This is a genomic window from Brucella pseudogrignonensis, from assembly GCF_002252525.1.
GTDB lineage: Bacteria > Pseudomonadota > Alphaproteobacteria > Rhizobiales > Rhizobiaceae > Brucella > Brucella pseudogrignonensis.
In genome coordinates this window covers 1-25666 of the sequence record NZ_NNRM01000036.1, presented here as the reverse complement: position 1 = coordinate 25666, position 25666 = coordinate 1, and the positions used below count along the sequence as shown (strand labels likewise).

The following is a 25666-nucleotide window of genomic DNA, read 5'->3' as shown; positions in this document are numbered from 1 at the left end:
CGCCGCAAGCAACCGGTTTAACAATTGGAGGTCCGACGATGGTATCCGCATGACGGTGGTATCAGCAGTCTTGGCGCTTTGTATCCGACAGGTCAGGAAACAGCGCCTGTCCATACGCTCTTAGGAGCGAGAACGGGTCGGCCGGCACTTCCCTGAATTAGGCAGACAGCGCATTCAAATTGCAAAACTGCTGCTTGTTTCATTTCACTGCAGAAGGATCGAGATTATTTCATCTGAATGATCCGGATCAGGCACTGATAGGGGTTTTACCACGGACTGATGCACCGGGTCCAGAACCAACACGTCCCGCATGCCCGGTTTACACCCGGGCCAGGGCGATTTCCTCCGCCAATCCACCGCATGTGATGGGCGATATGAGCCTGAAATCGCGCAAAACCGGTCAGTAGAGGTGCTGGGTCGCTCCCTGCAGGCGGGGCTGGTCTGTTTAGACTTGATCTTCGTCGAAGCCTGTCGCAAGATACGACTTCGCAGCTCAATGCCATTATGAAAACTCTTTCCGTAAGACGTCGGGAGTATAAGATGCCATTGTTCAGTATAACCAGTCAGGTCTACTCTCCAGAAGAAGTCGAAGAACTCCGGCACTGCTTCTCGCATGCAGCCATCATGCTTGCCGAAAAAGGCCGGGACTACGATGAAACGAGGTTGGCCGAGACCATCATCAGGCTGCACAAGAGCGGATTGCGTGATCGCAATCAATTAGCCGAACTGGCCTGCCGTATGATCGAGAAGAAGACCGGCCTGCAGTCGAGTAGCGATGGAGCTATTGCAGCCAACAGAAATACGGTGCAGTGAGTTAGTTGCTGCGCGCGCAAATCCACTCCAAGAAAGAGCGTCACCATTTGCCTGATCAGCTGCACGGACAGACGAAGCGTGCAGCAGTAACGGTTCTACTCTGGGCATTGCCCGCGCCCGGCAGACAGCCGGGCTTTTCTTTTCATCAAGCTTGAACTTTTCGCCCCTCTGCGTGTTTAGCGGTCAGAGGACAAAACATGAGCTGGTTCATTACTGCTATTTCCGCATCCTGGTTGATCGTCATCGCCGTCACGGCATGGACAGAGCGTGACCGAAAATAGATTTTGATCAAACAATGATCAGACGCGCCTGCTTGAGCGAAGCTGGCAGATCAATGCGGAGGCATGCGGGAGAGCAACAAAAGCATTTTATTGTGAACCAAAGCTGTAGTCATGCGTTGATTTACCAATTGTTAACTTTGTTACTTGCTGTGGCAGAAAGGTGGATCGAAATGGATTGGATGAACGCAACTATGCTATGTGCAACACTTCTGGTTGTCGGGGCGGTGTTCTACATCACTTCACTGGAGATGAGGAACCGATGATCTTGATGGTGTCAATCGTCTGAAACCCCGGCCACTGGTCGGGGTTTTTGTATGGTGAATGCTTCTCCTTGCCTCGACGTCGGAGCAGGTGTTCAGAATGCGGGCAAGCTTGGCGGCATGACGGGCTCTTGGTCATGACCTGTCGAGGAAGCAGAGATTTCCGATCACGGCGTCGGCTGCTTGGCAGCGATATAGGTTCCCTGGCTGTGCTGAGAACGCGGATAACCGTTTTTTCCCGTCTCAAAGCGTTGATAGGCATTGATTGTCTGGGTGGCGATCCGTGGCCAGGTGTAATTGTCACGCACAAGTTCAAGGCCAGCCTGCCCCATATGGGCGGCTCGCTCGGAATCGTCCAGCACAGTTGTCAGGCCGATCGCTACCGCCTGCGCGCTCAGCGCGCAGACAATACCCGCACCAGCCACAGCGACCTCAGGAAAGTGACACGCATCGGTTATGACGACTGGAACACTGCAGGCCAATGCTTCGGTAATGGCGACGCTGAATCCTTCCTGGCGACTGGGCAGGCAGAAGCAGAGGGCATTTCTCAGGGCCGCTATCTTTGCCGGCCCGTACAGAGCGCCGGTGAGGTGGACGCGCGCCTGCAATCCGGCTTTGCCGATCGCAGTGAGGAATGCGGTCTGCGCGCCGCCGTCCGGACCGGCCACCACCAGGTCGATATGCGGATAGCGGTCTGCAATCTGACAGAAGGCATCGGCCAGGATATCGAGACCCTTTTTGTAATGTAACCGTGACAAAAACAGAATATAGGACCGGTCCGGAAGAGCCGCGGGCTTGCCTTGCGACGTCTTGACTTCCTCAAGAAATATGCCATTGGCGATGATCACCACGGGTGGTGACAGGCGCAAGGGTCGCATCAGATCGACTTCGTCCTGGTTCAGTGCCTGTATAAAGGCAGCGCCGTTCAGCATTCGTCGAAAGGCCAGATGGAAAGCGATCCTCTTTTTCCATCGCTTCTGTTGCATGCTCCAAACATCAAGCATGCCACAGCAGCAGATGCAGTAGGACACATGATATTTCCGACATAGGCGGGAAGCTCTCAGAAGAATTGTTTCCCAGACCCCATGCATATGCACGAAATCGGCAGAAGCAATCATCGGGGACAAGGCTTTTGCAGCGCGACTGCCGGTAAGCACTTCGTATCGGTCAGGCATCGGCAGCATGAAGGTTTTCACGCACTCAAAGCCGGGGATCGCAGCGGTTGCTTTCAAAGCGCGCGCGCTGATTGCGTCATCACTGTAGCTTAGGATGGTGACGTCATGGCCCAATGCTGCCTGGGCTGCGGCGAGACGCACCACCACGGCCTGCGGCCCGCCTTTTGCCGGATCGAACGAACCGATGATATGGATGATTTTCATAGCCTTCGTCCGGTCTGATGCTTCGTGAGTGCCTCCACCAGTCGTTCGCCATAGCGAGCGACGGTGAATTCGCGGGCGCGGGCGCGAGCATTTTCGCGCATCCGGGCGAGCAGCGTCGGATTGCTGGAAAGTTGTTCCAACAGATCTGCGGTTTCGGCCACGTCACGGATCGGCACGATATAGCCATCAATTCCATGCCGCACGACACTGCCGGTATTGGGGGTGCAAATCACCGGCAATCCAGCCGCCAGCGCCTCATAACAGGCTGTTGCGGACCCCTCGCATAGTGAGGGAAGGAAGAAGAGATCCGCCCATTCAAAATGCGCGCGCATTTCACTGCGCGGAACTGCTCCGATGAGATCGACGGCCTTCGCAAGCTGTTGGCGCGCGGGCATTTCCACATCGATCGGACCAACCATGCGGAACTCGACCTGCTTGGCTAGTGCGCGTGCAACCGCGCCCACATAGGGCGATCCTTTTCTCAGCCCGACTGCGCCGACTGTCAGAACCCGCAACGGACCGACATGGGCGGCGCGTGTATCAATGTGAAATCGATCATCGACGCCATAGGGAACGACAACCACTTTCTCAAGGCTGCAGCCTGCTGCGATGACATGTTGGGCCACAAATTGCGATGGACAGATCACCGCATCGGCAAGTGCCCATTCCGCTTGTTCGCGCGCCGCAAATGCCGCCGCATTTTCATCATCCAGCATGACCGATTGCCAATCCGGGTGGAGAATGTCCTCTTCACAGACAAGCTGGTCGACGACCGTGCGCGGCGCGATCATCTGTTCAACCGCAGTCCACAGGCCCTGGTTCTTTGCCGCAGTGAGCAGTTCAAGGGCTTCGCCACTGAACGCATAAACGCCGCTTGCCCCGTGAAAGCCACGCGAGGCCACAAGTCTACCGAACTTTTCTCCCGCCCAGATCGCATTGGCTGTGGATTGCGGCCCTGTTTGATGAGCCAGTCTGCGCAAGGCGGAGTGGAAGCCAAAGCTGGGAAACGTGGTCATTTTTTCCTTCGGTATACCATGCGGCCTGCGTCCCACAAGACGCCGCACTGCACCGGGCAGAACGGCCGCAGGGAGTTGGTCAAGCAGCCGAGGCCATCCTTGTTCAGCGCAGATATCGGTATAGAAATGCGCCAGTTTTTGATGTTGCGCGAATATTTGCGGGACAGCGTAGTGCATGCGCGCACCGAGCTGGCTGACGATGAAAGAGCCACTCATTGCAGTTTCTCCGCTTGCAATTGGCGATCCAGGATCGGCATGGCGGGCAATGGTTCTTTTCGCAGCAATCGGCCCACGGCCGACTGCCAGACTGCGGCTCCAAACTCACGCGAATAGGCGGTTTCCATGAGATAGCGCGCATTGTTGCCCATCAACTTGCGATTGAACTGCGAATTTCGAAGCAGCAGGATCGCACTGACCAACATCTCAACTTCGCCTGGGCACAGCGAAACACCGCAATGGAAATCGCGTATGACAGTGGCAATCTCGCCATCTGGATCACCGATGAAAATGGTTGGGCGCGCTGCAGCGAGCACGCCGTAGAATTTACTGGGAACGATGCAATGTTCGAGTTCAGGTTTGAGCGAAACCAGATGGACATCGGCCGCGCCGAGACTTTCGGACAATTGGTCGACGGGTTGAAACGGCTTCATGACAATATTGCTTAATCCACGCCGCCTGGCCTCCTCCTCGACATAGCGACGCTGCTGCCCTTCGCCGATCATCAGGAACACAATTTCGGGACTGGCTTTAAGCTGTTCCGCCGCATCGAGCACGGTTTGGAAATCATGCGCGCGGCCAAAGTTTCCGGAATAGCCAATAACGAACTTGTCCCCGAGCCCCCAGGCGTGCCGCAGGGGATTGTCTTGCGGATCGACGGGCAGGATCTCGTTTTTGTCGGCCCAGTGATGGACCACAGCCAGATTGTCGGCAGATATTCCTTGTGCTGACAAGAAGCGGGCCATTCTGTCAATCGGGCAGATCGTCAAGGCCGATTGTCGCATCGACCAGTTTCGCAAGAAGAGGCTCAATTGTCCCGGCAGGGTCTTGTCCTTGATCAATCCCAGCTCGATCGCTGTTTCCGGAAACAGATCCATGACCCAGTTCACAAGATGGGCACGCCGCAGGCGGATCGGCAGAATGGTCGAAACAGAGAGAAGCGGCGGATCGGTACACACGACACAAATATCATCTTTCCTGGCATGGGTGGCGAACCAGGTGGCTGCGGCCAGATGAAAGGTGGCGTAGTCGATCGCCCGCCCCAAAAGCGTGTTGCGGCCAAAGCCGGAAGTCGAGAGACGGTGCACATTGATCCCTGATATTGTTTCGCGCGCGGGCAGTCTTGATTTGCCCTTCTCATGATAGCTGCGGCTTGCAAGCACAATGGTCTCAATTCCCTCCGCCACCAATTGATGGGCAAGGCTTGTCACCATCCGGCTTGTCGCTGACTGATCGGGATAGAAGTATCGGTTTGCAAGCACCACGCGCATGTCTTTGGCTTTCTATGGCTTGAGCCGGTTTTGCCAAGGATGGCTGCAGGCTGTCGCTGATTGCAAGAAGCCCATTGGCATAGGGGGGGCGAACTGCGGATGGGATGGCTACCACTTTGGTTGAAACAAGGGCTAACGCGCAGCCACACGGCCTCATCCAAACAGACATGGCCGGACTGGTTTTCACCGTTTTGAAGCCGTATCTGTGCCCCGTCAAATCGCTATCATGCCCTGATCAAACTCTGGTCGGAGGGAAGACCTTGCAGGAAAAGACAGCACTGATCATCGGCGTGACAGGGCAGGACGGTGCCTATCTCAGTGAGCTTCTGCTCGCCAAGGGCTACCGGGTGCACGGTCTCAAGCGACGATCCTCATCGTTCAATACCGCGCGCATCGATCATCTTTATCAGGACCCGCATGAAGAGGATATCCGGTTCAAACTGCATTTCGGCGACCTGACGGATGCGACCAATCTCTGTCGTGTCATCCAGGAGGTTCGGCCCGATGAAATCTATAATCTGGGCGCACAGAGCCATGTTCAGGTGAGTTTTGAGACCCCCGAATATACCGCGAATGCCGATGCACTGGGGACACTGAGACTTCTGGAATCCATGCGCATTCTCGGCCTTGGCCAAGGCTGCCGCTTTTATCAGGCATCCACTTCGGAACTGTTCGGGAACAGCTCCCCGCAGGCGCAGAGCGAACAAACGGCCTTTGCACCACGCAGTCCCTATGCGACCGCGAAACTTTACGCTTACTGGACGACGGTCAATTACCGTCAGGCCTATGGATTTCATGCCTCCAATGGCATTTTATTCAATCATGAGAGCCCGCTGCGCGGAGAGACATTCGTGACACGCAAGATCACCCGTGCGGTCGCTGCGATCGAAAGAGGACTTCAGGACAAATTGCGTCTGGGCAATCTGAATGCGCGTCGTGACTGGGGACATGCACGCGATTATGTCGAGGGCATGTGGCGCATTCTACAACAAGATATCCCGGATGATTATGTGCTGGCCACCGGTGAAACACACACGGTGCGCGAATTTGTCGAACAGGCATTCAGAGCCGTCGACAAGCAAATCGAATGGCAAGGCGACGGGATTGATGAGATTGGATTGGACCGCAAGTCGGGTCAATGTCTCATTGAGATCGATCCGCGCTATTTCCGGCCAAACGAGGTCGATTTCCTGCTCGGCGATGCCTCCAAGGCAAGGGATCGGCTCGGCTGGCAACACACGACAGGCTTTGAGAATCTTGTCACGGAAATGGTGGATTGGGATATGCGCAATATCATGCGGGAGGTCGGGCGCAATGACTTTTATGGCTGAACCCCTTCCCGCCCCGCTTTACTCGATCGCTAACAAGAAGATATTTGTTGCCGGGCATACGGGAATGGTGGGATCTGCCATTCTCAGACGTCTGAAGTCAGAGGATTGTACGGTTTTAACGATTGGCCATGCGGCGTTGGATCTTACACGCCAGGCGCCGACCGAAGCGTTCATCGAGCAGCATAGGCCCGATATCATCATCGTGGCTGCAGCCAGGGTCGGTGGCATTCTTGCAAATTCGCAATATCCCGCCGAGTTTCTTTATGACAATCTCGCGATAGGCATCAACATCATTCGCGCAGCCCATCTTTGTGGAGTAGAGCGGTTGTTGTGGTTGGGTTCAAGCTGCATTTATCCGCGCGAAGCACCGCAGCCCATGACAGAGAAGGCTTTGTTGACGGGGCCTTTGGAGCCGACCAATGAAGCCTATGCGATTGCCAAGATTGCGGCTCTCAAATATGCTGAGGCCTGCGCACGACAATTTGGCCATCACTTCATGACGGCAATGCCAACCAATCTCTACGGGCCAAACGACAATTTCGATCCGCTGACGTCGCATGTTCTGCCTGCACTGATGCGACGCATTCACGAAGCAAAGCTTGCCGGCAAGGATCAGGTCACATTGTGGGGCAGTGGCACGCCGTTGCGTGAATTTCTCCATGTGGATGATCTGGCCGATGCGCTGATCCATCTGCTGCGATTTAGCGACAGACTTGAACCGGTCAATATTGGCACCGGAGACGAAGTCTCGATCGGAGAACTGGCGCGGATCATTGCCAAGGTGGTTGGGTTTGAAGGCCGACTGGAACATGATCTCAGCAAGCCGGATGGGACCCCACGCAAGCTCCTCGACACCACACATATGCGTGCTCTGGGATGGAGGCCGCGCATTGATCTTAGCGATGGGATCAGGGAGGTCTACCGGAACTGGTTGCTGGAACAGGCCCGTTATGCGGCAGCCTGAACCGGCAGCTGAGCGCTTCCGGCGCGGGTTACCGGGTCGGTGACTAGCCGCGAACTCACCGCAAGACCGATGCTCTCAGGGCTGCAATCACTGAGCGTTGATACCAATAAAAGGGTGCCCGCGTGAAGCAGGCACCCTTTTTGTGAGGCTTCTCCCTCGCGCTTTACGCAGGAGAGCCGGTCAGTTTGCTCAGATCAAGTTCAATGCGCAGGATGTCGCCGGGCCTGATCCTTGTGCGTTCATCGGCCTTGATTTCCTCGAAGGCGCCATTGATGTTCCTGCTGATGGTGAACAGGAGTTTCTGGCGCATGTCAGACGAGGAAATATTGCCGGAGGACTTGGCGATTTCGGCCATGGTTTGCAGCTGTGCATTGCTGCGCAGTTCCATGCGGGCGATATTGAGATCAAGTTCCTGTAGGCTGGTTGCGGCTTCACTCCTGCGCGCCTCTTCGAGATTGGCAATCCGCTGCTGCACGGCGAGCTGGTTTTGCCGCGCCCGTGCCAGGAACGACCCCAGTTCAAGCGCGTCACGCCGCGTGGCAGACAGATCGCGTTCCATGTCGCGGAGATTGGATTTGGCCGCCAGGCCGCGATCAACCAGCGACTTGCTTGACTCCACATTTTCCTGCAGCAGCTGGATTTCTGCATCGTGCAGTTTGATGCTTTGCTGCAAGGTCTGAATTTCATCCCCGTAACTGGCCGACTGAGCATTCAGCGCATCGCGCTCTGCAGCCAGATTGCTGCGGCGGACATTGAACAATGTCTTCTCACCATCCAGCATGTGCTGGCTAAGGGATGCTGCCTGGGCATTGGCCGGGTTTGCCTGTGGCAATTGATAATCGAAGGCTGTGCCGTCAAGTTCCGCCTTCAGGCGGATCCTGCGGATATTTGTTGTAGTGATCTGCATTTGCAGATCGGCATATTCCTGTTGTGCGCTGATCATCTGCATTCCGGCCGTAACAGCGGGTGCCTCGCCCTTGCCGGCCCCGCCCCCCAGCGCCATCAGTTCCAAAGCAACCATTCCGGGGCGGAAATCATATTTGCCTGGCGCCTTGACGTCGCCCATCACGAAGACCGGTGCATATTGGCTGATCGACGCTGTGACGGTGAGCCCGGGTATGTGCTGAGATAGCGTATTGCCGATTTTCTCGCTGATCTGCGCTGTCGTCAGCCCCTTCATACTGATCGTTCCAATCACCGGATAGCCGATATTGCCATCCACATCGATCGGAAAGACCCCGGTCAGCGAGGGCTGGCCATAGACCGTTATCTGCAGGATATCATTGGGGCCGACCTGATAGGGTTCGCTCTGCGTTTGTGGCGAGGCTGCCGGTTGAGCCTGGGCCGGGGTTTCAGCTTGAAGCCGTGATTGTGCCGAGCCGACTGTCGGGCCGAAGGCCACAGAGCTTGACAACAGCAAGACCGCCAGTGGATGCCGGATGCGTGCAGTTGGTGTTTGAAGGACCATGTTAAGCCTCATGCTGATTATGCCCAGACTGCGAGGCAGTCTGATGACGGCGCTTGAGTGCAGCGCGGAACAACTGGCTTGCTTGCCGTGCATTGGGACGCAAAAAAGCGATTATGCTCTCCAGCCAGCTGCGATAGGAGGTTGTAGACTGGCTGACCACGGCGAGTGCCGGTTTTCGCCCCAGGGCAGCCATGGTTTGAATGAGGGCATGGTTCGCCGGCTGGTCGTTGCGATCGGGCTGCGCGACCAGAAGCGCGGTATCGGCGGCACGCGAAAGCAGCACCGACCGCTTATCATCGGCCACGGAGGGCAGGTCTACCAGGATGATTTTATGGTCGGTGCGAAGCTGTGCGATCAGTTCCGAAAGCCATTCCCCTTCGACCTGTTGGCCCGGTGTGATAATATCGATCCCCGACCCATGATCGTGATTGAGGGTGGCGCCCGATAGTTTGCGCCCGGTCGATGCCGTGCCCTGTCCCGTCTCGGGCAAGCCGAGGGCTTGCGACAGTCGCGAATGTTGATTGGTGGCATCGATGACAGCGACTGCGACGCCTGATGCTGCAAATTGCTGAGCGAGCGCGGTGATCAGCAGTGCCTTTGTCTCACTGTCGCCGAGCGAAATGATGGCAAGGGAAAGCGAATCCCGGCCGCGGGACAAGAAGCGCAACCTGTCATGGACGGATTTGATCGCCCGCCCAAATGCACTTGCCGGATCGAGGCCACGATTGACCAGCATGGGGACAGTGAGTTGAGGTGTGAGCGGCAGCAAGGTGGCCGCCGGAATGCCGGGCAGAATGAACGAGGCAGTCTGCGCGGGCCTTATCTTGTCAAAGGCTTCTCTTGAAACCGTTGCCAGCAACGACACGAGGCCCCCGAGCCCCAGACCCAGCAACAACCAGTTTGCGAGATTGGGGCTTGCTTTGGCTGTGGCGGGTTCCGCCGCGGATATCATCTGCGCTTCAGGTACGGCGATCCCGTCCTGCTCGATCAGTTGTTTGTAGCGGGTCAGATAGCTCTCATAGACAGTGCGGCTTGCATTGGCCTCGCGGTCAAGCTGAACCGCCTGGACCTGTGCCTGGTTGGCCTGCGCGAGGTCGGCCTCGGCTGCCGTCAGGGCATCTTCGAGCCCGGAGCGTCGCTGCCGCGCGATCTTGATTTCATTGCTCAGGCTTTTGATGATTTCATCGACCTGCGCTGTGACTTGCTGCTTGAGGGCATCGCGCTCGGCGGTCAGGACCGGGATTTCAGCACTTTTCAACGCTCCATTGGATCGCAGTTCATCGAGTTGGCGTTCGACACGTGCCTGTTCATTGCGAAGGGACTGGATAGCGGGGGAGGCCAGAACTTCGGTCAGTGCCGGCGCTTCATTATTGGTCTTCAGCGACTCGGCGGTGCGCAGCCGCGCCTCTGCAAGCGATACTGCGCCGGTTGCGGCAACGATTTCTGTATTGAGGGCCGCAACCCTTTGCGCCTGGAAACTGATCTGGCCGGGATCTCCGGCAAGCCGCGATTTTTGCCTGAAGTCTTCGGCCGCGCGTTCCGCGCCCTCCAGATCACTGCGCAGGCTGACCAGTTTCTCGCCCAGCCATTCGCTCACCCGACGCGCTGCAGATTGCTGCACATCGATCTGGTGATCAAGATAGGCGGTGACAAAGGCATTGGCCACCCTCGCTGCATAGACGGGATCGGGTGCCCGGTAGGAAATGAAGATCGTGTAGGAACGGCCATCATTATTGACCCGCAAGCGCGACAGCAACAGATCAATGCGTTGTCTTTCGCGCGCCGCCGCATCCACGTCGCGCGCCTCCCGCACTTGTTTCGCATTTTCAGGCGGTGCCGACAATACTGTACCGGACCGAAAGGCGGTGGGGACATTGACATTGTCGGCTTGCAGAATATCGATCACCTTGCGCGCCATCATGCGCGAGCTGATGATATCGAGTTCGGATCGCAGCACGGGGCTGTCCTGAGGCAGGGGTGTGATAGCGCTTTCGTTTGGCAGCGCCTGCACGCGGCGCATATCGAGGACCAGAACCGATTCCGACACATAGCTTAAAGGCGCCATCAGATAGCCGATAACCCCGATCGCAACTCCGGCAAGAAGTGGCGCAATGATCAAGGTTCTTCTGCGTTTGATTGTTTCGAGCAGGTCAGCCAGCGGCTGCCGCGCGTTTCCTGATGAAACGTCGGAGATAATCACAGAAAGTCTCCCTCATGCGAAAAGACAAAGCGCGACCAGGCGCTAATTCATGACCCGATGTCCGGGCTAGTGAATGTCGGAGAACGATGTTTCCGACGGGAAGAGCTCATTGATGATACAGGCAACCTCCGTGCGGTTGGAGGCTTTGAGCTTCTTCATGATGTTGCGAATGTGAACCTTGACGGTGCTTTCACGCAGCTTGAGTTCATAGGCTATGATTTTGTTGGCCTTGCCACGGCGCAGCGCGTTGACGACTTCGGCCTGACGTTGAGTGAACATTCCGCCCAGAGGCTGCAAGCGATGCGAGTTGGGATCACTGGCATGGCGCAGCGCCAGGACGCTGCTTGCGGGCACGAAGGTGCCCCCTGCCATGGCTAGCCGTAGCGCTTCCACGCAAACATTGACGTTGACCGATGTCGGGATGTAGCCTTTGACGCCATAGTCAAGCGCTTTGAGGACTTGTGAGATTTCTTCCTTATCCGCCAGGATGATGACAGGCGACGGAGCGCAGTCATTAACGATGCGGTTGAGGTAATTACCGACCGCTGGATCCGACACTTTCTGACCGCCAATGTTGAAGAGCACGGCACTGACGCTGCGCCCACGGCGCTGATGCTGCCATTGCTCAAATGAGCTGAACGTGGCGATTGACATATCGAGACTGTGATTGGTCAGGCCATGCGCCAGACATTCACGATCCAACGCCCGGTTGTCAATTATGACAAGTAGTGGCAAAACTGCATTATTGGATTCGTCTGACTTGAACGAAGTATCTTTCGAAGAAAGATGATTGTTATTCTTTGCTTCACTGCTTCTGCTGTTGAACTGCGGAGAAATGTTCATTTTTTCGCCCTCTAACCGTGTCATGCGCAGTTATCGCATTGCGAAACATTCACAATGACTAGAGCGCTACGGCCGCCTTTTCGCTGTTTTCAGTGATTTTTATTATTAACCCCGTAATCAATGCTTACTATTGCTTTTATTAATCAGAAGATTGCCCGAATTTTGTCACAGTGTCATTAACCTAGATTAAGCAGTTGAGGGAAATATGGTTTAGTAAAAGCTCAGATATCTACGCAATTAGTGGTAGAGATTACTACCTTGCCAAAATAAAGGGGCTCCCCGACACTCAAAGGAGGCCGCGCGAGCATAAAAAATCAAGTAACGGGCGCAAGGCACGAGAATCAGATCCCATCACCTTGATCGGGTGAAATGTCAGGTGAGATGTCCATGGCGGTGAATGCTGACGACGCAAAGACGCTTCGCCATTTTCTGGCGAGTCCGCCGATCGGCGCGGTCTTGGATGACGGAGAGAATGAGACACTTCACGCGCTGCCAGTAACCGTCAAGAACTTTGCACCGCATAGTGTGGTCAGCAGTCAGGGGGATTGGGCCAACTCGCTGCATATTATCAGAAGCGGCTGGGGATGCACCTATCGGGACCTTGCTGATGGTGACCGTCAGATTCTTGACTTTCCGATGCGGGGCGATTTCCTGGGTTTTCGGACCGGGATTGGCTTTAACTACTACACGCTGATCGCGGTGACGGAGCTTTCCGTTTTCGAACTCTCCCTCGATCACCTCACCGAACGCCTTGCGGCGGCGCCGAGACTGGCCATGACCTTCATCGAATTGATGGCGCGGCAGCGCGCCATCCTGGTCGAACATGTCATTTCCATTGGACGGCGCAGCGCTTTAGTGCGGCTCGCGCATCTGCTCTTGGAACTTGGTCATCGTGCCCGAATGGATGGCACGGGGGATGAGGGCCAGTTTTTCTGCCCACTGACGCAATCCGAGCTAGGCGATGCGCTTGGATTGACGCCCATTCACGTCAATCGCATGTTACGGCAGTTGCGTAGTGAGCAACTGCTGATTTTCCGCAATAATATAGTTGAGTTCGTCAACCGGCCGGCACTGGTGCATATTGCGAGCTTTGACGAGGATTATCTGAGCATGGAAATTTTTCCCCGCTTCCGGCACAGCCGATAGTGCCTTGCGGCGCAACTGGCTGAGCAGACGCGCCGCACCGTCGAGCCTCGCATCAAGCGATGATCATGCGGTGGCGATATGGGGGATGTTCTTTGCTGATATTTCTTCACGCGACTCCTCATAACGCGCATCGGCATAGCGAATGACCCCGAGCGCCGTATCATTGGTGAGCGCATGATCAAGACGTTCAGCGCCCTCTGCTGTTCCGTCGGCAATCACGGTGATACCTTCACTTGTCATATAGCCGGCGTAACCGCCTCCGCCTGAATGGATAACGACAAGGTCCGCCATCGAGGAACAGAGCATCATCGCATCCAGCAATGGCCAGTCGGCAATGGCACCAGAACCGAAAATACGCCAGTTTGTTGCGCGCGCATTCCCAACAGACGTTGAGGCCCTGCTCGACACGGCTGGTCGCGAGGCAACTGGAATGGCAGTTGGCTCGGATAAACCACTTTCCTTTGGCAAAGCTTAGTTGAAACGTGGCCTGCCTGTATTCATGGGCAAGTCGTCTTCAGGATCCCCCCAGGGCGCTCGTGAGCTTTAACAGTGTCTGAGAATGCGACGAGCCACTGCTGCTTGGCCTTCTAAAGCCTCGTCAATGGGCAAGGTGATGGCTGCAAGTATCAGTCGCTGCGGCCCTGGTCAGTATGAATCCAATGAACGGTCATTAAATATCTAAAACTATGACACATATGGAAAATCCTCATTTGTCATAGGTGTCAGCCTGCTTCAACAGCGCTACGCAACATCAATTTTTTGAATTATAAATATCCATCAATTTTACCACTCACAAAAAATCATGAAGCACGCATTATTCTAACTATACTCATCGCCATAAAATCTTGAAATAACCATCTTTAGTTGCGGGTCTCCATGACCTGGTTTAACATTTTCTTCCACAAATCGACTAATTTCCGCCCTGTTTCCATTTCCGGATCGAAGCTCTGGTGCACCGCTATACCACGCAGTACAGACAGAATAAGGTGAAGTTTCAACGTATCGGTTTCATTGTTGGGCTCAAAACCCACGAGCCTTGATATACTTAAATCGCGGATATTGACCCAGCGGCTCATTTCATCGCGCAACCTCTGACCTAACTCATTGTCCAAACGCGCAGCGAGCATCAGCTCAATAGCAGCGATGTAGCGCGTATCGGAGAAGATCGTCAGCCACAATGCTTCAGTCAGTTCCGGTAGCGTATACTGGGTTTTGTTGGGGTCGGCGCCAAATGGATCGGCGACTTCCCAGTCCTCATGCAACTGTCGAAGTGCGGCAACGAGAAGGTCATTGCGCGAAGGAAACTGGTGCGTCAGCGCACCGCGCGAGACTTTTGCTTTTTGCGCAATCAGTGATGTCGAAATAAGTCCATGCCCAACTTCGGCAAGAGCTTCAAGGGTCGCCTGGCAAACTCTTGACCGCGTTGATGATGAACGCTCGGCCTGCGTTTTTCGACGCGACTGCGCCGAATTTTGAACGCGGATCGGTTTTACAGAGCGTTTCATATGGCAAGATCTCTACGAATGACAAAGCGCAATCTATCGCCTCGATATTAAGCGAATTGCATCATAATTCAACACCATCAGTGAAAAATCAGTCGGTAAAATTGAGTTAAAACAGCGTCATAACAAGCTTTTCAACATAAAAACAAGCTGTACTGTTTTTATGTAGACAAGACGAAGTCTCCATGCAAGGATAGGGTCAATATACTTGTTGTATACAAGCGTCCGAGCTGACGCATAATGGGGAATGAACAATGACGAGTTTTGTGTTTTTCGGCGGCCCTATCCTTGATGTCGACGACGGCATTCTCAAGTCCGGATTTGAGGTTCTGGTTGAAGACGACCGCATCGTAGCGATCAGTGATCAGCCTGTTACCGCACCTGCTGCCCAAAGAATCGACCTGGCTGGCCGGACACTGATGCCAGGACTTGTAGATGCGCATGTCCATGTCGCAGCGACACTGGTTGATCTTGCCGAAAATGCCGCACTGCCGACATCCCTCATTGCATTGCGTAGCGCGAAAATCATGCGCGATATGCTGATGCGCGGCTTCACGACACTCCGCGATCTGGCGGGCGCTGACCTTGGCCTGAAGCTAGCAGTCGATGAGGGCACCGTCGAAGCCCCTCGCCTTGTTATCTGCGGCAAAGCACTGAGCCAGACGGTTGGTCATGGTGATTATCGTAAACGTTACGATAATCGTCCCCTGCACGAAGCCAGACTTGGCAGTCTCGGACGGATCGCCGATGGCGTGGATGAAGTGCGCCGCGCTGCACGCGAAGAAATCAAGAATGGTGCGCAATTCATCAAAATCATGGCCAATGGCGGCGTCGCCTCACCCAATGATCCCATTCACGTACTGCAATATTCACGCGAAGAAATCTGCGCGATTGTAGAAGAAGCTGAAAACTATGGACTTTATGTTGCCGCTCACACCTATTCAGATGCCTCCATTCGCCGTGCGGTCGAATGTGGCGTCAAATCGCTTGAGCACTGCAACCTCATAACCCCTGAGACAGCACGTCTGGCTGCTAAGGCCGGTGCAATCGCTTGCCCGACGCTCGTTGCTTATGAAGGGCTGGCGCTGGAAGGGGCAAGCTTCGGTTTAAGTGCAGACTCCCAGTCCAAGATCGATACAGTCCGCCGTGGTGGATTGGAATCGCTGGCAATTATGCGTGATGCCGGCCTGCCAATGGCATTTGGCTCAGATTTGCTCGGGCAGCTTCACAAATACCAGTCGATGGAGTTTTCGCTGCGTGCGAGTGTCTTGACCAACCGCGAAGTGCTGCATTCAGCAACACGGATTTCGGCGAAGCTTTGCGGCATGGAAGACGAAATCGGCGTTATCAAGCCCGGTGCCTATGCGGATCTTCTGATCGTGGATGGCAACCCACTTGAGGATATCACCACACTGGAGCGACATGATGAGTGCCTGACGGCCATCATGAAGGGCGGCGTGTTCCATAAGAACACTCTGGCGGAGTAAGTCGGATGGTCCGGGGCAATTCTCTTACAGAGCGCCTGGGACGATTGGGAGCAGCGACAATGATTGCATTCAGCCTTGCGCTGATGCTTCTGCCCCTTGTGCTGGTGTTCTGGCTCTCCGTGATCTCGAATGAGATTTTGTCATTGCCGGTTGAAGGCTATTCACTCCACTGGTTTTCGGAAGCGTTTCGTCAACCTCAGTTTCTAAGTGGTTTTCTGCTTTCAATAGCGGTTGCGAGCTTTGCGATGCTGGCTGGCCTGCTGGTATCGGTCCCTGCAGCAATGGTGATTGTACGGCGTAATTTTCGTGGCCGCAGTGCTTTGATTCAGCTTTTGATGTCGCCTCTCACGGTGCCGGCAATCGTGATCGGCGCAGCGCTGTACGTGACGGTTGTTGAAATCGAGATCGCATCGGGCGCACCGATTGTCGGCTCAACCGGTGTATTTGTGGCAGGCCACGTCCTGCTGACAATCCCCTGGTGCATTCGTTTGCTGCTAGCTTCGCTCGAGGGTGTCAACATGTCGGTTGAAGAAGCAGCAGCTTCACTTGGCGCCAGGCCACCAACCGTCGTCTGGCTGGTGACACTACCACTTATTAAGCCGGGAATCTTCGCAGCCGCTGTGTTTTCCTTCGTCGTCAGCTTCGGCAATCTCGAGGTTTCCATCTTTCTCTCAAGTCCCGGACAAGTCACGCTACCGGTTGCGATGATGCAGTATCTGGAATGGAAGATTGATCCGACAATCGCTGCGGTTTCTGTTCTGCAGGTGCTTTTTGTGGCGCTGATGCTGGTTATTTCCAATCGCTTTGTAAACATTTCGAGGATGGTCTGATGGCTGACGTTCAAATTCAGGGACTGACCAAAACCTACGGGGCTTTCAAAGCCGTATCCGACATGACGCTTGATGTTCATGAAGGAGAGTTCCTTATCTTTCTGGGACCATCAGGCTGCGGCAAGACCACGACGTTGCGCATGCTCGCAGGCTTCATTGAGCCAGATGCAGGAACGATGCGATTGGGAAAAAGGGAAATCACCTTTGAACCGCCGCATAGACGCAATATCGGTCTGGTATTCCAGAACTATGCACTTTTTCCGCATCTGAGCATCCTCGAGAATGTTGCATTCGGTCTGCGCCGAAGAAAAGTGGCTGAACCCGAGCTGAAAAGCCGTGTTCAACATGCTCTTGAACTGGTCGACCTTGCACATCTGATGGACCGTTTGCCAAAGCAATTATCAGGCGGACAACAACAACGTGTCGCGATTGCGCGCGCAATCGCAATCCGGCCCGACATGCTGCTTCTTGATGAGCCTCTGTCCAATCTGGATGCGCGACTGCGCCTGCAGGTACGTGACGAGCTTCGCAGTCTGCAAAAATCGCTCGGCATCACGACAATTATGGTCACACATGATCAGGAAGAAGCAATGTCGGTCGGTGACCGACTGGTTCTGATGCGTTCTGGGCTCATTGAGCAGATTGGCAATGCGGAACAACTCTATAAGCAACCCGCAAACCGCTTCGTTGCCGACTTTATCGGTCGTGCAAATTTCCTGACAGGCAAGGCAACAAATGATGGAAGATTTACGACTGAAGGCGGCGTGCAGTTTCAGGCGGCGCAAAACTCCAGGACAGCATCTGAAGCACTCATCCGGCCAGAAGCCCTAAAACTGAGCAAAGCACCTCTCCCTTCTTCGCAAAACAATCAGACCGTCCTTATCAGAAAACATGTGTTCTTAGGTGGCATCGTCGAGATTGATCTCATGCTCACCGATGGACAGCACCTGACCGCGGTTGCTTCACCACGCGAACTCAATGAAGCTGGCATCCACCTCACTCCTGAAAGTTCAATCACTATGAGCATCGCGCCAGAGGACGTCGTGCTGCTTTAATCTTTCACTCCTGAACGAGGCGTAAGACCTCTGGGATAAATTCATCAACGATTAAAAGGGGAATTAGCATGACAAAAATCAGCAGACGTAGTTTTGGCATTCTTTCCGGCAGCCTTGTCGCTTCGGCGATCGTGCCCTCATTCGCAAGAGCCTCTGGTCGGGCTGTCGTTGGCACCTGGGGTGGCGATTATCAGAACCTGCAGCAAATCAATATTGCGGATGGCAACCTCAAGGGCAGCGGGATGCAGGTTATATATGACCCTGCAACCGATACGGTGCGCAAGGCAAAGCTTCTGGCAGAGCGCCGTTTGCCACGCGGGTCAATGGACATTGCATGTCTCACCCGTCAGGGGAGCTTTGAGATGATTCAGAACGGAATTATTGAAGAACTGGATGAAACGAAGGTCCCCAACCTGAAAAAGGTTCTACCGTTCATTCGTACGAACTACTCCATCCCGCATATCTATACGGGTCGTGTTATTCTCTACAATCCAAAGCAGGTAAGCCCGGCGCCAACGTCCTATGCTGACTTGTGGGATCCGAAATATGCAGGTCGCGTCGGGGTAATTGATCTTCAGTATCAGACGACAATTGAATCGGCTGCAATGATTGCAGGTGGCAGCGCATCGGATTACGAGCCGGGCAAAGCCAAACTGCTCGAACTGAAAAACCAGGGCGTGAAAATCTACCCTACCAATGAAGCGCTCGCACAGGCACTGAAATCCGGTGAAATCGTCATGTGCATCATGTGGAATGCGCGTGGCTACATGTGGAAAAATGCTGGCATCGACATCGAAATTGCAATTCCAAAAGAAGGAATTGGCCTTTACCTGTCGGATATGTGTGTACCGAAAAATGCACCGAATAAACAGGCTGCCTATCAGTATCTGAATGCGATGCTCGAACAGGCGCCACAAACTGCTTTTGCTGAGCAGATGGGCTATGCGCCAACCAATGCCGATGTAGTCCTACCTGCCGAACTTGCATCAGCCGTCGACTATACAGCGGAGCAACGTGAAAAATTCGTGCTGCCTGATCTTGAATACGTCGCGAAAGCAGATGCAGATCTGCAAAACTGGTGGAACAAAGAGTTCAAAGCCTGATGATTGCCACGACCTGTCTGGCTGAAGTCAGACAGGTTCCGCTCCAGCTTTCCCGGTACAGCCATGCAAAAAACATCTATCTCCGCCGCCGCACTCCTCATGCCTGCGACAGGGCTGGTCCTTATCTTCATGGCCCTGCCATTGCTTTATCTGTTGCGCTATAGCTTTAATGACTTCGTGCCAGGCGAGTTCATGGTACAAGGCTTTACTATCGCAAACTTTGCGACATTTTTTACGGACACATATTATCTGAAAGGTATGAGCACGACCTTGCTGATGGCAGGCTCCGTTACCGCAGTTTGCGTCATACTCAGCCTGCCTCTGGCGCACTGGATTTCGAAGCAGAGTGGCGCGCTCAAAACCATTGTTCTTATGGCAATCATCCTGCCCCTGTTCATCTCGAACGCTGTTCGGGCTGCAGGTTGGATGGTGGCTTTCGGGCAAACGGGCGTGCTCAATTTTCTGCTCATGAAAATTGGCATAATTTCCTCGCCATTGGCAATCATGCAGACGCCGACGGCTGTCTTCATCGGCATAACAGCGGTCAATCTTCCTTATGTTGTCCTTACACTGCAAAGTGTTTTTGAAGGGCTCGACGAAAATATTGATTACGCCGCAGCAAGCCTTGGCGCAGCCCCCTTGCAGAGCTTTATGCTCGTTCGAATGCCGCAAATCATGCCCGGCCTTCTGGCGGCTTCTGTCTTGTCTTTCATTCTGACAATGAACGCCTATGCCACGCCCGTGCTTCTTGGCGGCCCATCGTTCCGCATGATGGCTCCAATGATCGTGACCGAAATACTAAACAAAGCAAACTGGCCGTTGGGCGCTGCGCTCGCCTTCATTCTGCTCGCCGTGACAATCACAATATCACTGCTCGCCGCGCTCTTCATACGCCGACGCTATTAATCAAGAAAGACTCGGCAGGGGCGCAAGGCCGCGCCCTAACTATCAACGACAGGGCTTGATATTGTTTTCTCAACCATCAACTTTGAACGGCGGATGAAAAGTCCGCTTTTTTCATTGTTTTGATTAATTGTTATATCATGATTTCAGAGAGCACGTGCCGCCTGAACAGGCCAGCCGAAATGTTCGGAATAAGGCGAGGCCAATGCCGCCAGCCCTAAAGCCGAATGAGTTTGCAGGCGATACGATAGAATCTGAAAAATGATCGAGAAGGTGGCCTGCGCTCACATCGACCGCTTGGCCTGTTTGGCGATGTGAAATATTTCGACGGAATAGGCGAGGTGCGCATCGATTACGGCCCCGGCTATAGGCCTTATTTCGGTAAGCGCGGCAACACGGTAGTTGTCCTGTTATGTGGTGGCGATACCAAAGTCATTGCTGTTGCGCTCGGCAATATTGCGAGAGCCAAAGGCATGACCAAAATTGCAAGGGAAGCGGGCATTACCCGCGAGGCACTTTACCTATTTCTCAGTGAAAAGGGCGATCCGCAGCTCTCCACCCTTCTCGGTGTAATGAAAGCTCTAGGGTTGCAACTTGGAGTTCGAAAGTAAAAATCACGCAACATAGCTTCCTCTTTGTACGCTAACGTTCATTGCGTTCCTGCACATTTATGAGAGAATGCTAATGCATATGGACGTTTCCGCAGACAGGTCGTATGCAAAGCCTCAGCTCGTCAACAATACCCACGAGCTGGGGTTTTTTGTTGTTAGCCAAAATTAGAGGCTCCTGGACTTGCTCTAGATGTATGGTTTTCGAGCGAAACCCTCAGCGAACCTCGCACGGCCTCCTTTGAGAGAAGCCCAGACTGTTGTTTGCAGATATTCAGGATCGTGATGTTTCTGAACTTGTGCGATGATCGCATTTGCTAGAACATGCAGGTCAGCAACCTGACCGAGACCACCGTAGTTCGCGTTCTCAAGAGTTTCTCTTTTTCCTCCTGGACAATCCGTGCTTACGACAGGGCACACAGGCGAGAGCTTGAACCAGAACATCAGTGATGAGTTTCTCACGCCATTTTGCACGCCCGCCGAACATTCGTTACCCAGTTGATTTCGTTGTCCTAAACCGATGCATGTATCGACATTTGACACCGTTCATGCAAAGACCGCCGCGACGCTATCGTAATCGAGCGCAGTCTGTGCGTTCGAGGCCAAGTATTGCGAGGATAAGCGACTAAAGCCGGCCCGTCAGTTGCGGGCTTAGGGGAACACTCCCGTATCTCGAAGCAAAATTCACCTTTGTTCCGGATCCAGTCAAGCTAACCCAGTTGCAAAAAACAACGACATCTCCAAAAGCAGGAAACGCCCGACTTCTCAATCGCGACATGATCGATCAGGTTTCAGCAAGAATAATTGGCTTCCTAACGCCTTGACACAGCAATTTGCCGCTCTAAAAAATTGCTATTCACAGCATCACAGCCCCCGCTCGAATGCAAAGTGAGTAGCCCCGCTACCGAGCCCCCCTCTGAGCGGGGCTTATTTTTTTCAAGTTCCGATCTGCGATTATTGCATTGCAGCAAAGGCCGCTTCAATGTCATCGGTGGTGTTTGCGCCGCTCAGGACGATCTTCATTCTATCAATTCGTGGCTTAGCGTATCTCACAACAACTGCCTCGATCTTCTCCTCGGATTCGACGCTTTGAAAGATCCTCCCAGCAAAGGCTGCCAGCCACTGCTCCAGTTCTTCGCCGCGAAAGCCCTCAGCCTCCGCTATTGCCCGGCTCACATCCGGGCGTGATCGACATGAAGCGCGCCTGCTGGCAAAGAACCCATGTCGACCTATTCACCACCAAGCATCGTGGCGCCGCGATTTTGCGATCAGGCGATTGATGAAATCAAGCTTTTCAATGACCGGGACCGGCAAAACGAAAGGATAGATGTCGGCTTGCCCCATTGAACGCTGGAAAGTATTCAATGCGAGGCTGATCGGCACCCACGCGTCAACGAGTTGTTGAGCAGAGGATGCCCTGTATGAATCAAAACGCACTTGCGCTTCCAAATCCTGATGGGTCTTTGGATCGATCGAAAGCCCAAAGGCGCGGGCAGATTCCAGCGTGTCAACGATATGAAAATAATGGGCCCAGCATTCAGCGAAGTCCTCGGAAGGATGGCAGCTGGCATAGGTTGAAATGAAGTGCTCCGGCCAGTCTGATGGCGGCCCTTTTTCGTAATTTCTCTTTAGAGCGGCGGCGTAATCATCCCGTTCGTCGCCAAACAGTGCCCGGGCCTCGTCAAGCATGTCGGACCTGGCGACCAGCTGTTGGAAGTAAAAATGACCGATCTCATGGCGGAAATGACCCAGAAGCGTCCGGTAGGGTTCTCCCATTGAGACGCGGACCGCCTCGCGCACGTCGTCATCGGCCTCCGCCGCACGCAAACTGATCACGCCGTCTTCGTGACCGGTCATGGCGGGTATGAGCTTCCCATCCGGATCTGACCTGTCCTCAAGAAAATCGAAGACCAGTCCTTGCTGCGCATCGACGTCGCGGCCGGGACACGGCAATCCGAGACGCAGGATTGAATAGAAAAGATGCCTTTGGGCTGAACCCATCTTGTGCAATCGTTCGATGTCTTCCGCCCGGTGAGTGCTGGGCATGGCACGATTATAGCGCGCAGGAATGGCGAGGGCATGAGGATCGTCGGATCGGATAAGCCAATTGCTCCCGTCGATGGACCTATTTTTACAGAACCGCCAGCTTTCTCCTTCGCGGGAAGGAATTGACCAGAGCACGTCGTCGATCCGTTGCAGACTGTGCAAAGTGAGGGTGTCGGGGACAAATCCCACCGGAGCATTGCCGGCACCAATACTGACGGTGTTTTCAAAATAGATCGGCAGACCACTGATATCGCATTCAAAGAGACGCATTTCGCCATTCCTGGTTGGTTTCTGCTTGAACGTCTGAACCCTGAAAAAGACCCATTGAAAAATGGGCGATGGAGAAAAATTTGTTTTTTAGGAATCCTGCGGAACAACCGAGCGGTTTGGCAGTTTCGGACTCCAGATTGCAAAGGAGATCGGGATGCTTATTCGGGTTGGTTACGAGATCGCAGTGGAAGTCACATCTCCGACAGCTGTCTACACATATCTCAATGTGCACCCCCAGCATAAAAAGGATGTTGTCTGGTCCTGCCCGGAGGAGGCTGCCGGCACCAGACATATCGACATCCATGGCAATGAGTTTGTGCGCCAGACCTTGCCTGAGGGAGAGACGGTTCTCACGCATGATGCCATTGTGGAAGTGAGTGGACTGCCGGATATTTTCGACGAAAATGCAACGCAAGTCGATCCTGCCCATTTGCCGGCGGAATGCCTTCCCTATCTATTGGGCAGTCGCTACTGCGAAACAGACCGGATGTCGCAAATTGCCTGGAGCCGTTTCGGACATTATCAAGGCGGCGCTGACCGGGTGCGGGCGATTTGCGATTTCGTCCATGCGCATTTGAGTTTCTCTTACGGCTATGCCCGCTCCACTAGGACAGCGCTGGAAGCCTATAACGAACGTGTCGGTGTATGCCGCGATTTTGCGCATCTGGTTATCACATTGTGTCGGGCGCTGAACATTCCGGCCCGCTACGCGAATGGATTCATGGGTGATATTGGCGTGCCGGCCGATCCGTCGCCGATGGATTATAATGCTTGGGTCGAAGTCTATCTTGACGGTCAATGGTTCACGGTCGATGCGCGACACAATCAGCCAAGGATTGGACGAATTCTTGTCGCGCGTGGTCGCGATGCCAGCGACATTCCGCTTTTCTCGACATTTGGCCCGCATCGACTGAACAGGTTCGAGGTGTGGACAGAGGAGTATAAGGGGCTGCAGGCGAATGTCAGCAAACACGTTCGACCAGCGAGAAGAACCTCGATGCGCTATGGACCTGCGGGTCGCTCGCCACATGATCTGGGCGTAAGCCCTTATGTCAATTGCATGATCTGAAAGTAACACCGTTGCAGCCATTTGATGAGATGCTCAGCCATGGTGAGCGTGTTCGCCAACCTTATGAATTTCTCAAGCAGTGGCTAGACCAGCAGGATCAGCACAAACTTCTGCAAAAAACACAGGATGCGGAAAGCGTTTTTCGAAAAACCGGCATCACCTTTGCGGTCTATGGTGATCAGGACGCTGCAGAACGGCTTATTCCGTTCGATATTATTCCGCGTATCATTTCCGGCCAGGAATGGCGAAGGCTATCGCAAGGGATCGAACAGCGCGTGATGGCGCTCAATGCTTTCCTTGAGGATATTTATCATCGTCAGGAAATAGTCCGGGCTGGAATTTTACCGGACCAGCTCATCCGCAACAATGAAGCATTCCTGCCCGAAATGATAGGGTTGCGTCCGCCGGGCAATGTCTACACGCATATTATCGGTGTTGATATCGTGCGGACGGCTGAAAACCAGTTTTACGTGCTGGAAGACAATGCGCGCACGCCTTCCGGCGTTTCCTACATGTTGGAAAACCGCGAAACCATGATGCAGCTTTTTCCGGAGCTGTTCCAGAATGTGAAGGTTCGCCCGGTCGAGAACTATCCGCAATTGCTGCGTCAATCCTTAGCAAGTGTTGCACCACCCGGAACGCAAGGGGTGCCGACTGTCGCAGTTCTCACGCCGGGCATCTACAATTCAGCCTATTTCGAACATGCGTTTCTCGCCGAACAGATGGGGGTACCACTTGTTGAAGCAAGTGACCTTCGCATTTTGGACGGCCGTGTCGCGATGCGAACGACAAAGGGCTATCGCACCATCGATGTGCTTTACAGACGCGTTGATGATGATTTTCTTGATCCGTTGATATTCCGTCCAGACTCAACGCTCGGCGTCGCGGGCATCATGGATGTCTACCGTGCTGGCAATATAACGATTGCCAATGCGCCGGGCACAGGAATTGCCGATGACAAGGCCATCTATTCCTACATGCCGGAAATCGTCGAGTTCTACACCGGCCGCAAGGCAATCCTCGAGAATGTGCCGACATGGCGCTGTTCGGAACCCGATAGTCTTGCCTATGTGCTCGATAATCTGGCCGATCTGGTGGTCAAGGAAGTGCATGGATCCGGCGGCTACGGAATGCTGGTTGGGCCTGCTGCAACCAAAGCCGAGCGCGATGCGTTTGCTCAAAAACTGAAAGCACGTCCACGCAACTATATCGCACAGCCAACATTGGCACTCTCGACAACGCCAATCTTTACCGAAAGCGGTCTTGCACCACGTCACGTCGATTTGCGTCCTTTCGTTCTGGTGTCAGATCGTATCCGGATCACGCCCGGTGGGCTGACACGGGTGGCGCTGAAAGAAGGTTCGCTTGTTGTGAATTCGAGCCAGGGTGGCGGCACCAAGGATACTTGGGTACTCGACGATTGAAGGCCCGAAAAAGCTGAAACTTACCGACCGACCGCCGCAGGAGAAGCGAATGTCGGATCGTAAAACACGACCATCTGGCTTCCGTGACCCAGCGCAGCAGAAGCTATTGCGACGATCAGAGCGTGAAAAGGGAATGATCTATGCTTCTTGGCCGTACGGCAAATGGGCTTTACTGGATGTT

Annotated in this window: 21 protein-coding genes; 12 read left to right on the top strand and 9 right to left on the bottom strand. The window is 54.1% G+C overall.

What is annotated here, in order from left to right; genetic code table 11:
• Window positions 1-540 precede the first annotated feature (540 nt).
• The gene (locus CEV34_RS15285) at window positions 541-813 is read left to right on the top strand and encodes a hypothetical protein (protein ID WP_007880584.1); all 273 of its coding nucleotides are present in this window, start codon (window positions 541-543) and stop codon (window positions 811-813) included.
• A 708-nt stretch (window positions 814-1521) separates the two neighbouring features.
• Here CEV34_RS15285 and CEV34_RS15275 read toward each other — a convergent pair.
• The 3 genes from CEV34_RS15275 to CEV34_RS15265 are packed head-to-tail and all read right to left on the bottom strand — an operon-like array spanning window position 1522 to window position 5236.
• Window positions 1522-2733, bottom strand: coding sequence for a glycosyltransferase (locus tag CEV34_RS15275; protein ID WP_094543904.1), 1212 nt, complete (start codon window positions 2731-2733; stop codon window positions 1522-1524).
• Window positions 2730-3965, bottom strand: coding sequence for a glycosyltransferase family 4 protein (locus tag CEV34_RS15270; protein WP_007880596.1), 1236 nt, complete (start codon window positions 3963-3965; stop codon window positions 2730-2732). The genes CEV34_RS15275 and CEV34_RS15270 overlap by 4 nt, the downstream gene beginning before the upstream one ends.
• Entirely contained in the window at window positions 3962-5236 is a 1275-nt protein-coding gene (locus tag CEV34_RS15265; protein WP_007880597.1) for a glycosyltransferase family 4 protein, read from the bottom strand. The genes CEV34_RS15270 and CEV34_RS15265 overlap by 4 nt, the downstream gene beginning before the upstream one ends.
• A gap of 260 nt (window positions 5237-5496) precedes the next feature.
• Between CEV34_RS15265 and gmd the strand changes: the two genes are divergently transcribed.
• Window positions 5497-6567: a GDP-mannose 4,6-dehydratase gene (gmd, locus tag CEV34_RS15260; RefSeq protein WP_007880598.1), complete on the top strand. Its 1071-nt coding sequence runs from the start codon at window positions 5497-5499 to the stop codon at window positions 6565-6567.
• A complete protein-coding gene (locus CEV34_RS15255; RefSeq protein WP_039861073.1) occupies window positions 6551-7531 on the top strand; it encodes a GDP-L-fucose synthase family protein in 981 nt (326 codons plus the stop codon). Before gmd ends, CEV34_RS15255 begins: the two co-directional genes overlap by 17 nt.
• A gap of 163 nt (window positions 7532-7694) precedes the next feature.
• On the opposite strand, the gene CEV34_RS15250 is transcribed toward CEV34_RS15255, so the two are convergent.
• The 3 genes from CEV34_RS15250 to CEV34_RS15240 all read right to left on the bottom strand — a co-directional run bounded on the left by CEV34_RS15250 (window position 7695) and on the right by CEV34_RS15240 (window position 12042).
• The gene (locus CEV34_RS15250) at window positions 7695-8999 is read right to left on the bottom strand and encodes a polysaccharide biosynthesis/export family protein (RefSeq protein ID WP_007880600.1); all 1305 of its coding nucleotides are present in this window, start codon (window positions 8997-8999) and stop codon (window positions 7695-7697) included.
• Window position 9000: 1 nt separating this feature from the next.
• Window positions 9001-11199, bottom strand: coding sequence for a GumC family protein (locus CEV34_RS15245; protein ID WP_094543903.1), 2199 nt, complete (start codon window positions 11197-11199; stop codon window positions 9001-9003).
• Window positions 11200-11265: 66 nt separating this feature from the next.
• Entirely contained in the window at window positions 11266-12042 is a 777-nt protein-coding gene (locus CEV34_RS15240; protein WP_007880608.1) for a response regulator transcription factor, read from the bottom strand.
• Between the two features lie 387 nt (window positions 12043-12429).
• Here CEV34_RS15240 and CEV34_RS15235 point away from each other — a divergent pair, with 387 nt between their 5' ends.
• Window positions 12430-13188: a Crp/Fnr family transcriptional regulator gene (locus CEV34_RS15235; RefSeq protein WP_007880609.1), complete on the top strand. Its 759-nt coding sequence runs from the start codon at window positions 12430-12432 to the stop codon at window positions 13186-13188.
• A gap of 63 nt (window positions 13189-13251) precedes the next feature.
• On the opposite strand, the gene CEV34_RS15230 is transcribed toward CEV34_RS15235, so the two are convergent.
• Complete coding sequence (locus CEV34_RS15230; RefSeq protein WP_007880610.1) at window positions 13252-13656, bottom strand: hypothetical protein; 405 nt, start codon at window positions 13654-13656, stop codon at window positions 13252-13254.
• A gap of 392 nt (window positions 13657-14048) precedes the next feature.
• Window positions 14049-14693: a TetR/AcrR family transcriptional regulator gene (locus CEV34_RS15225; protein WP_007880611.1), complete on the bottom strand. Its 645-nt coding sequence runs from the start codon at window positions 14691-14693 to the stop codon at window positions 14049-14051.
• 251 nt (window positions 14694-14944) lie between these two features.
• On the opposite strand from CEV34_RS15225, the gene CEV34_RS15220 reads away from it, so the two are divergent.
• The 6 genes from CEV34_RS15220 to CEV34_RS27345 all read left to right on the top strand — a co-directional run bounded on the left by CEV34_RS15220 (window position 14945) and on the right by CEV34_RS27345 (window position 20679).
• Window positions 14945-16177, top strand: a complete 1233-nt coding sequence (locus CEV34_RS15220; protein ID WP_064322795.1) for a metal-dependent hydrolase family protein — start codon at window positions 14945-14947, stop codon at window positions 16175-16177.
• Window positions 16178-16236: 59 nt separating this feature from the next.
• Complete coding sequence (locus CEV34_RS15215) at window positions 16237-17007, top strand: ABC transporter permease (protein ID WP_007880616.1); 771 nt, start codon at window positions 16237-16239, stop codon at window positions 17005-17007.
• Window positions 17007-18062: an ABC transporter ATP-binding protein gene (locus tag CEV34_RS15210; RefSeq protein WP_007880617.1), complete on the top strand. Its 1056-nt coding sequence runs from the start codon at window positions 17007-17009 to the stop codon at window positions 18060-18062. Before CEV34_RS15215 ends, CEV34_RS15210 begins: the two co-directional genes overlap by 1 nt.
• A 68-nt stretch (window positions 18063-18130) precedes the next feature.
• Window positions 18131-19165: an ABC transporter substrate-binding protein gene (locus CEV34_RS15205; protein ID WP_007880619.1), complete on the top strand. Its 1035-nt coding sequence runs from the start codon at window positions 18131-18133 to the stop codon at window positions 19163-19165.
• 63 nt (window positions 19166-19228) lie between these two features.
• Window positions 19229-20071 (top strand): ABC transporter permease, encoded by an 843-nt coding sequence (locus CEV34_RS15200; protein WP_235819080.1) that lies wholly within the window; start codon window positions 19229-19231, stop codon window positions 20069-20071.
• Window positions 20072-20382: 311 nt separating this feature from the next.
• A complete protein-coding gene (locus CEV34_RS27345) occupies window positions 20383-20679 on the top strand; it encodes an addiction module antidote protein (protein ID WP_235819079.1) in 297 nt (98 codons plus the stop codon).
• A gap of 1230 nt (window positions 20680-21909) precedes the next feature.
• Here the strand turns inward: CEV34_RS27345 and CEV34_RS15180 are convergent.
• Window positions 21910-22992, bottom strand: a complete 1083-nt coding sequence (locus CEV34_RS15180) for a zinc-binding metallopeptidase family protein (RefSeq protein ID WP_094543901.1) — start codon at window positions 22990-22992, stop codon at window positions 21910-21912.
• A gap of 154 nt (window positions 22993-23146) precedes the next feature.
• Here CEV34_RS15180 and CEV34_RS15175 point away from each other — a divergent pair, with 154 nt between their 5' ends.
• Window positions 23147-24061, top strand: coding sequence for a transglutaminase-like domain-containing protein (locus CEV34_RS15175; RefSeq protein ID WP_007880631.1), 915 nt, complete (start codon window positions 23147-23149; stop codon window positions 24059-24061).
• Window positions 24062-24072: 11 nt separating this feature from the next.
• Window positions 24073-25485, top strand: coding sequence for a circularly permuted type 2 ATP-grasp protein (locus tag CEV34_RS15170; RefSeq protein WP_064322799.1), 1413 nt, complete (start codon window positions 24073-24075; stop codon window positions 25483-25485).
• Window positions 25486-25666 lie beyond the last annotated feature (181 nt).

Excerpts from the sequence above, each read along its gene's own strand:
- CEV34_RS15220 (WP_064322795.1), top strand. The coding sequence starts at position 14,945 with ATGACGAGTTTTGTGTTTTTCGGCGGCCCTATCCTTGATGTCGACGAC.
- CEV34_RS15275 (WP_094543904.1), bottom strand. The coding sequence starts at position 2,733 with ATGAAAATCATCCATATCATCGGTTCGTTCGATCCGGCAAAAGGCGGG.
- CEV34_RS15250 (WP_007880600.1), bottom strand. The coding sequence starts at position 8,999 with ATGGTCCTTCAAACACCAACTGCACGCATCCGGCATCCACTGGCGGTC.
- CEV34_RS15210 (WP_007880617.1), top strand. The coding sequence starts at position 17,007 with ATGGCTGACGTTCAAATTCAGGGACTGACCAAAACCTACGGGGCTTTC.
- CEV34_RS15215 (WP_007880616.1), top strand. The coding sequence starts at position 16,237 with ATGATTGCATTCAGCCTTGCGCTGATGCTTCTGCCCCTTGTGCTGGTG.
- CEV34_RS15225 (WP_007880611.1), bottom strand. The coding sequence starts at position 14,693 with ATGAAACGCTCTGTAAAACCGATCCGCGTTCAAAATTCGGCGCAGTCG.
- CEV34_RS15255 (WP_039861073.1), top strand. The coding sequence starts at position 6,551 with ATGACTTTTATGGCTGAACCCCTTCCCGCCCCGCTTTACTCGATCGCT.
- CEV34_RS15205 (WP_007880619.1), top strand. The coding sequence starts at position 18,131 with ATGACAAAAATCAGCAGACGTAGTTTTGGCATTCTTTCCGGCAGCCTT.
- CEV34_RS15240 (WP_007880608.1), bottom strand. The coding sequence starts at position 12,042 with ATGAACATTTCTCCGCAGTTCAACAGCAGAAGCAGTGAAGCAAAGAAT.
- CEV34_RS15285 (WP_007880584.1), top strand. The coding sequence starts at position 541 with ATGCCATTGTTCAGTATAACCAGTCAGGTCTACTCTCCAGAAGAAGTC.
- CEV34_RS15270 (WP_007880596.1), bottom strand. The coding sequence starts at position 3,965 with ATGAGTGGCTCTTTCATCGTCAGCCAGCTCGGTGCGCGCATGCACTAC.
- CEV34_RS15235 (WP_007880609.1), top strand. The coding sequence starts at position 12,430 with ATGGCGGTGAATGCTGACGACGCAAAGACGCTTCGCCATTTTCTGGCG.
- CEV34_RS15200 (WP_235819080.1), top strand. The coding sequence starts at position 19,229 with ATGCAAAAAACATCTATCTCCGCCGCCGCACTCCTCATGCCTGCGACA.
- CEV34_RS15175 (WP_007880631.1), top strand. The coding sequence starts at position 23,147 with ATGCTTATTCGGGTTGGTTACGAGATCGCAGTGGAAGTCACATCTCCG.
- CEV34_RS15265 (WP_007880597.1), bottom strand. The coding sequence starts at position 5,236 with ATGCGCGTGGTGCTTGCAAACCGATACTTCTATCCCGATCAGTCAGCG.
- CEV34_RS15180 (WP_094543901.1), bottom strand. The coding sequence starts at position 22,992 with ATGCGTCTCTTTGAATGCGATATCAGTGGTCTGCCGATCTATTTTGAA.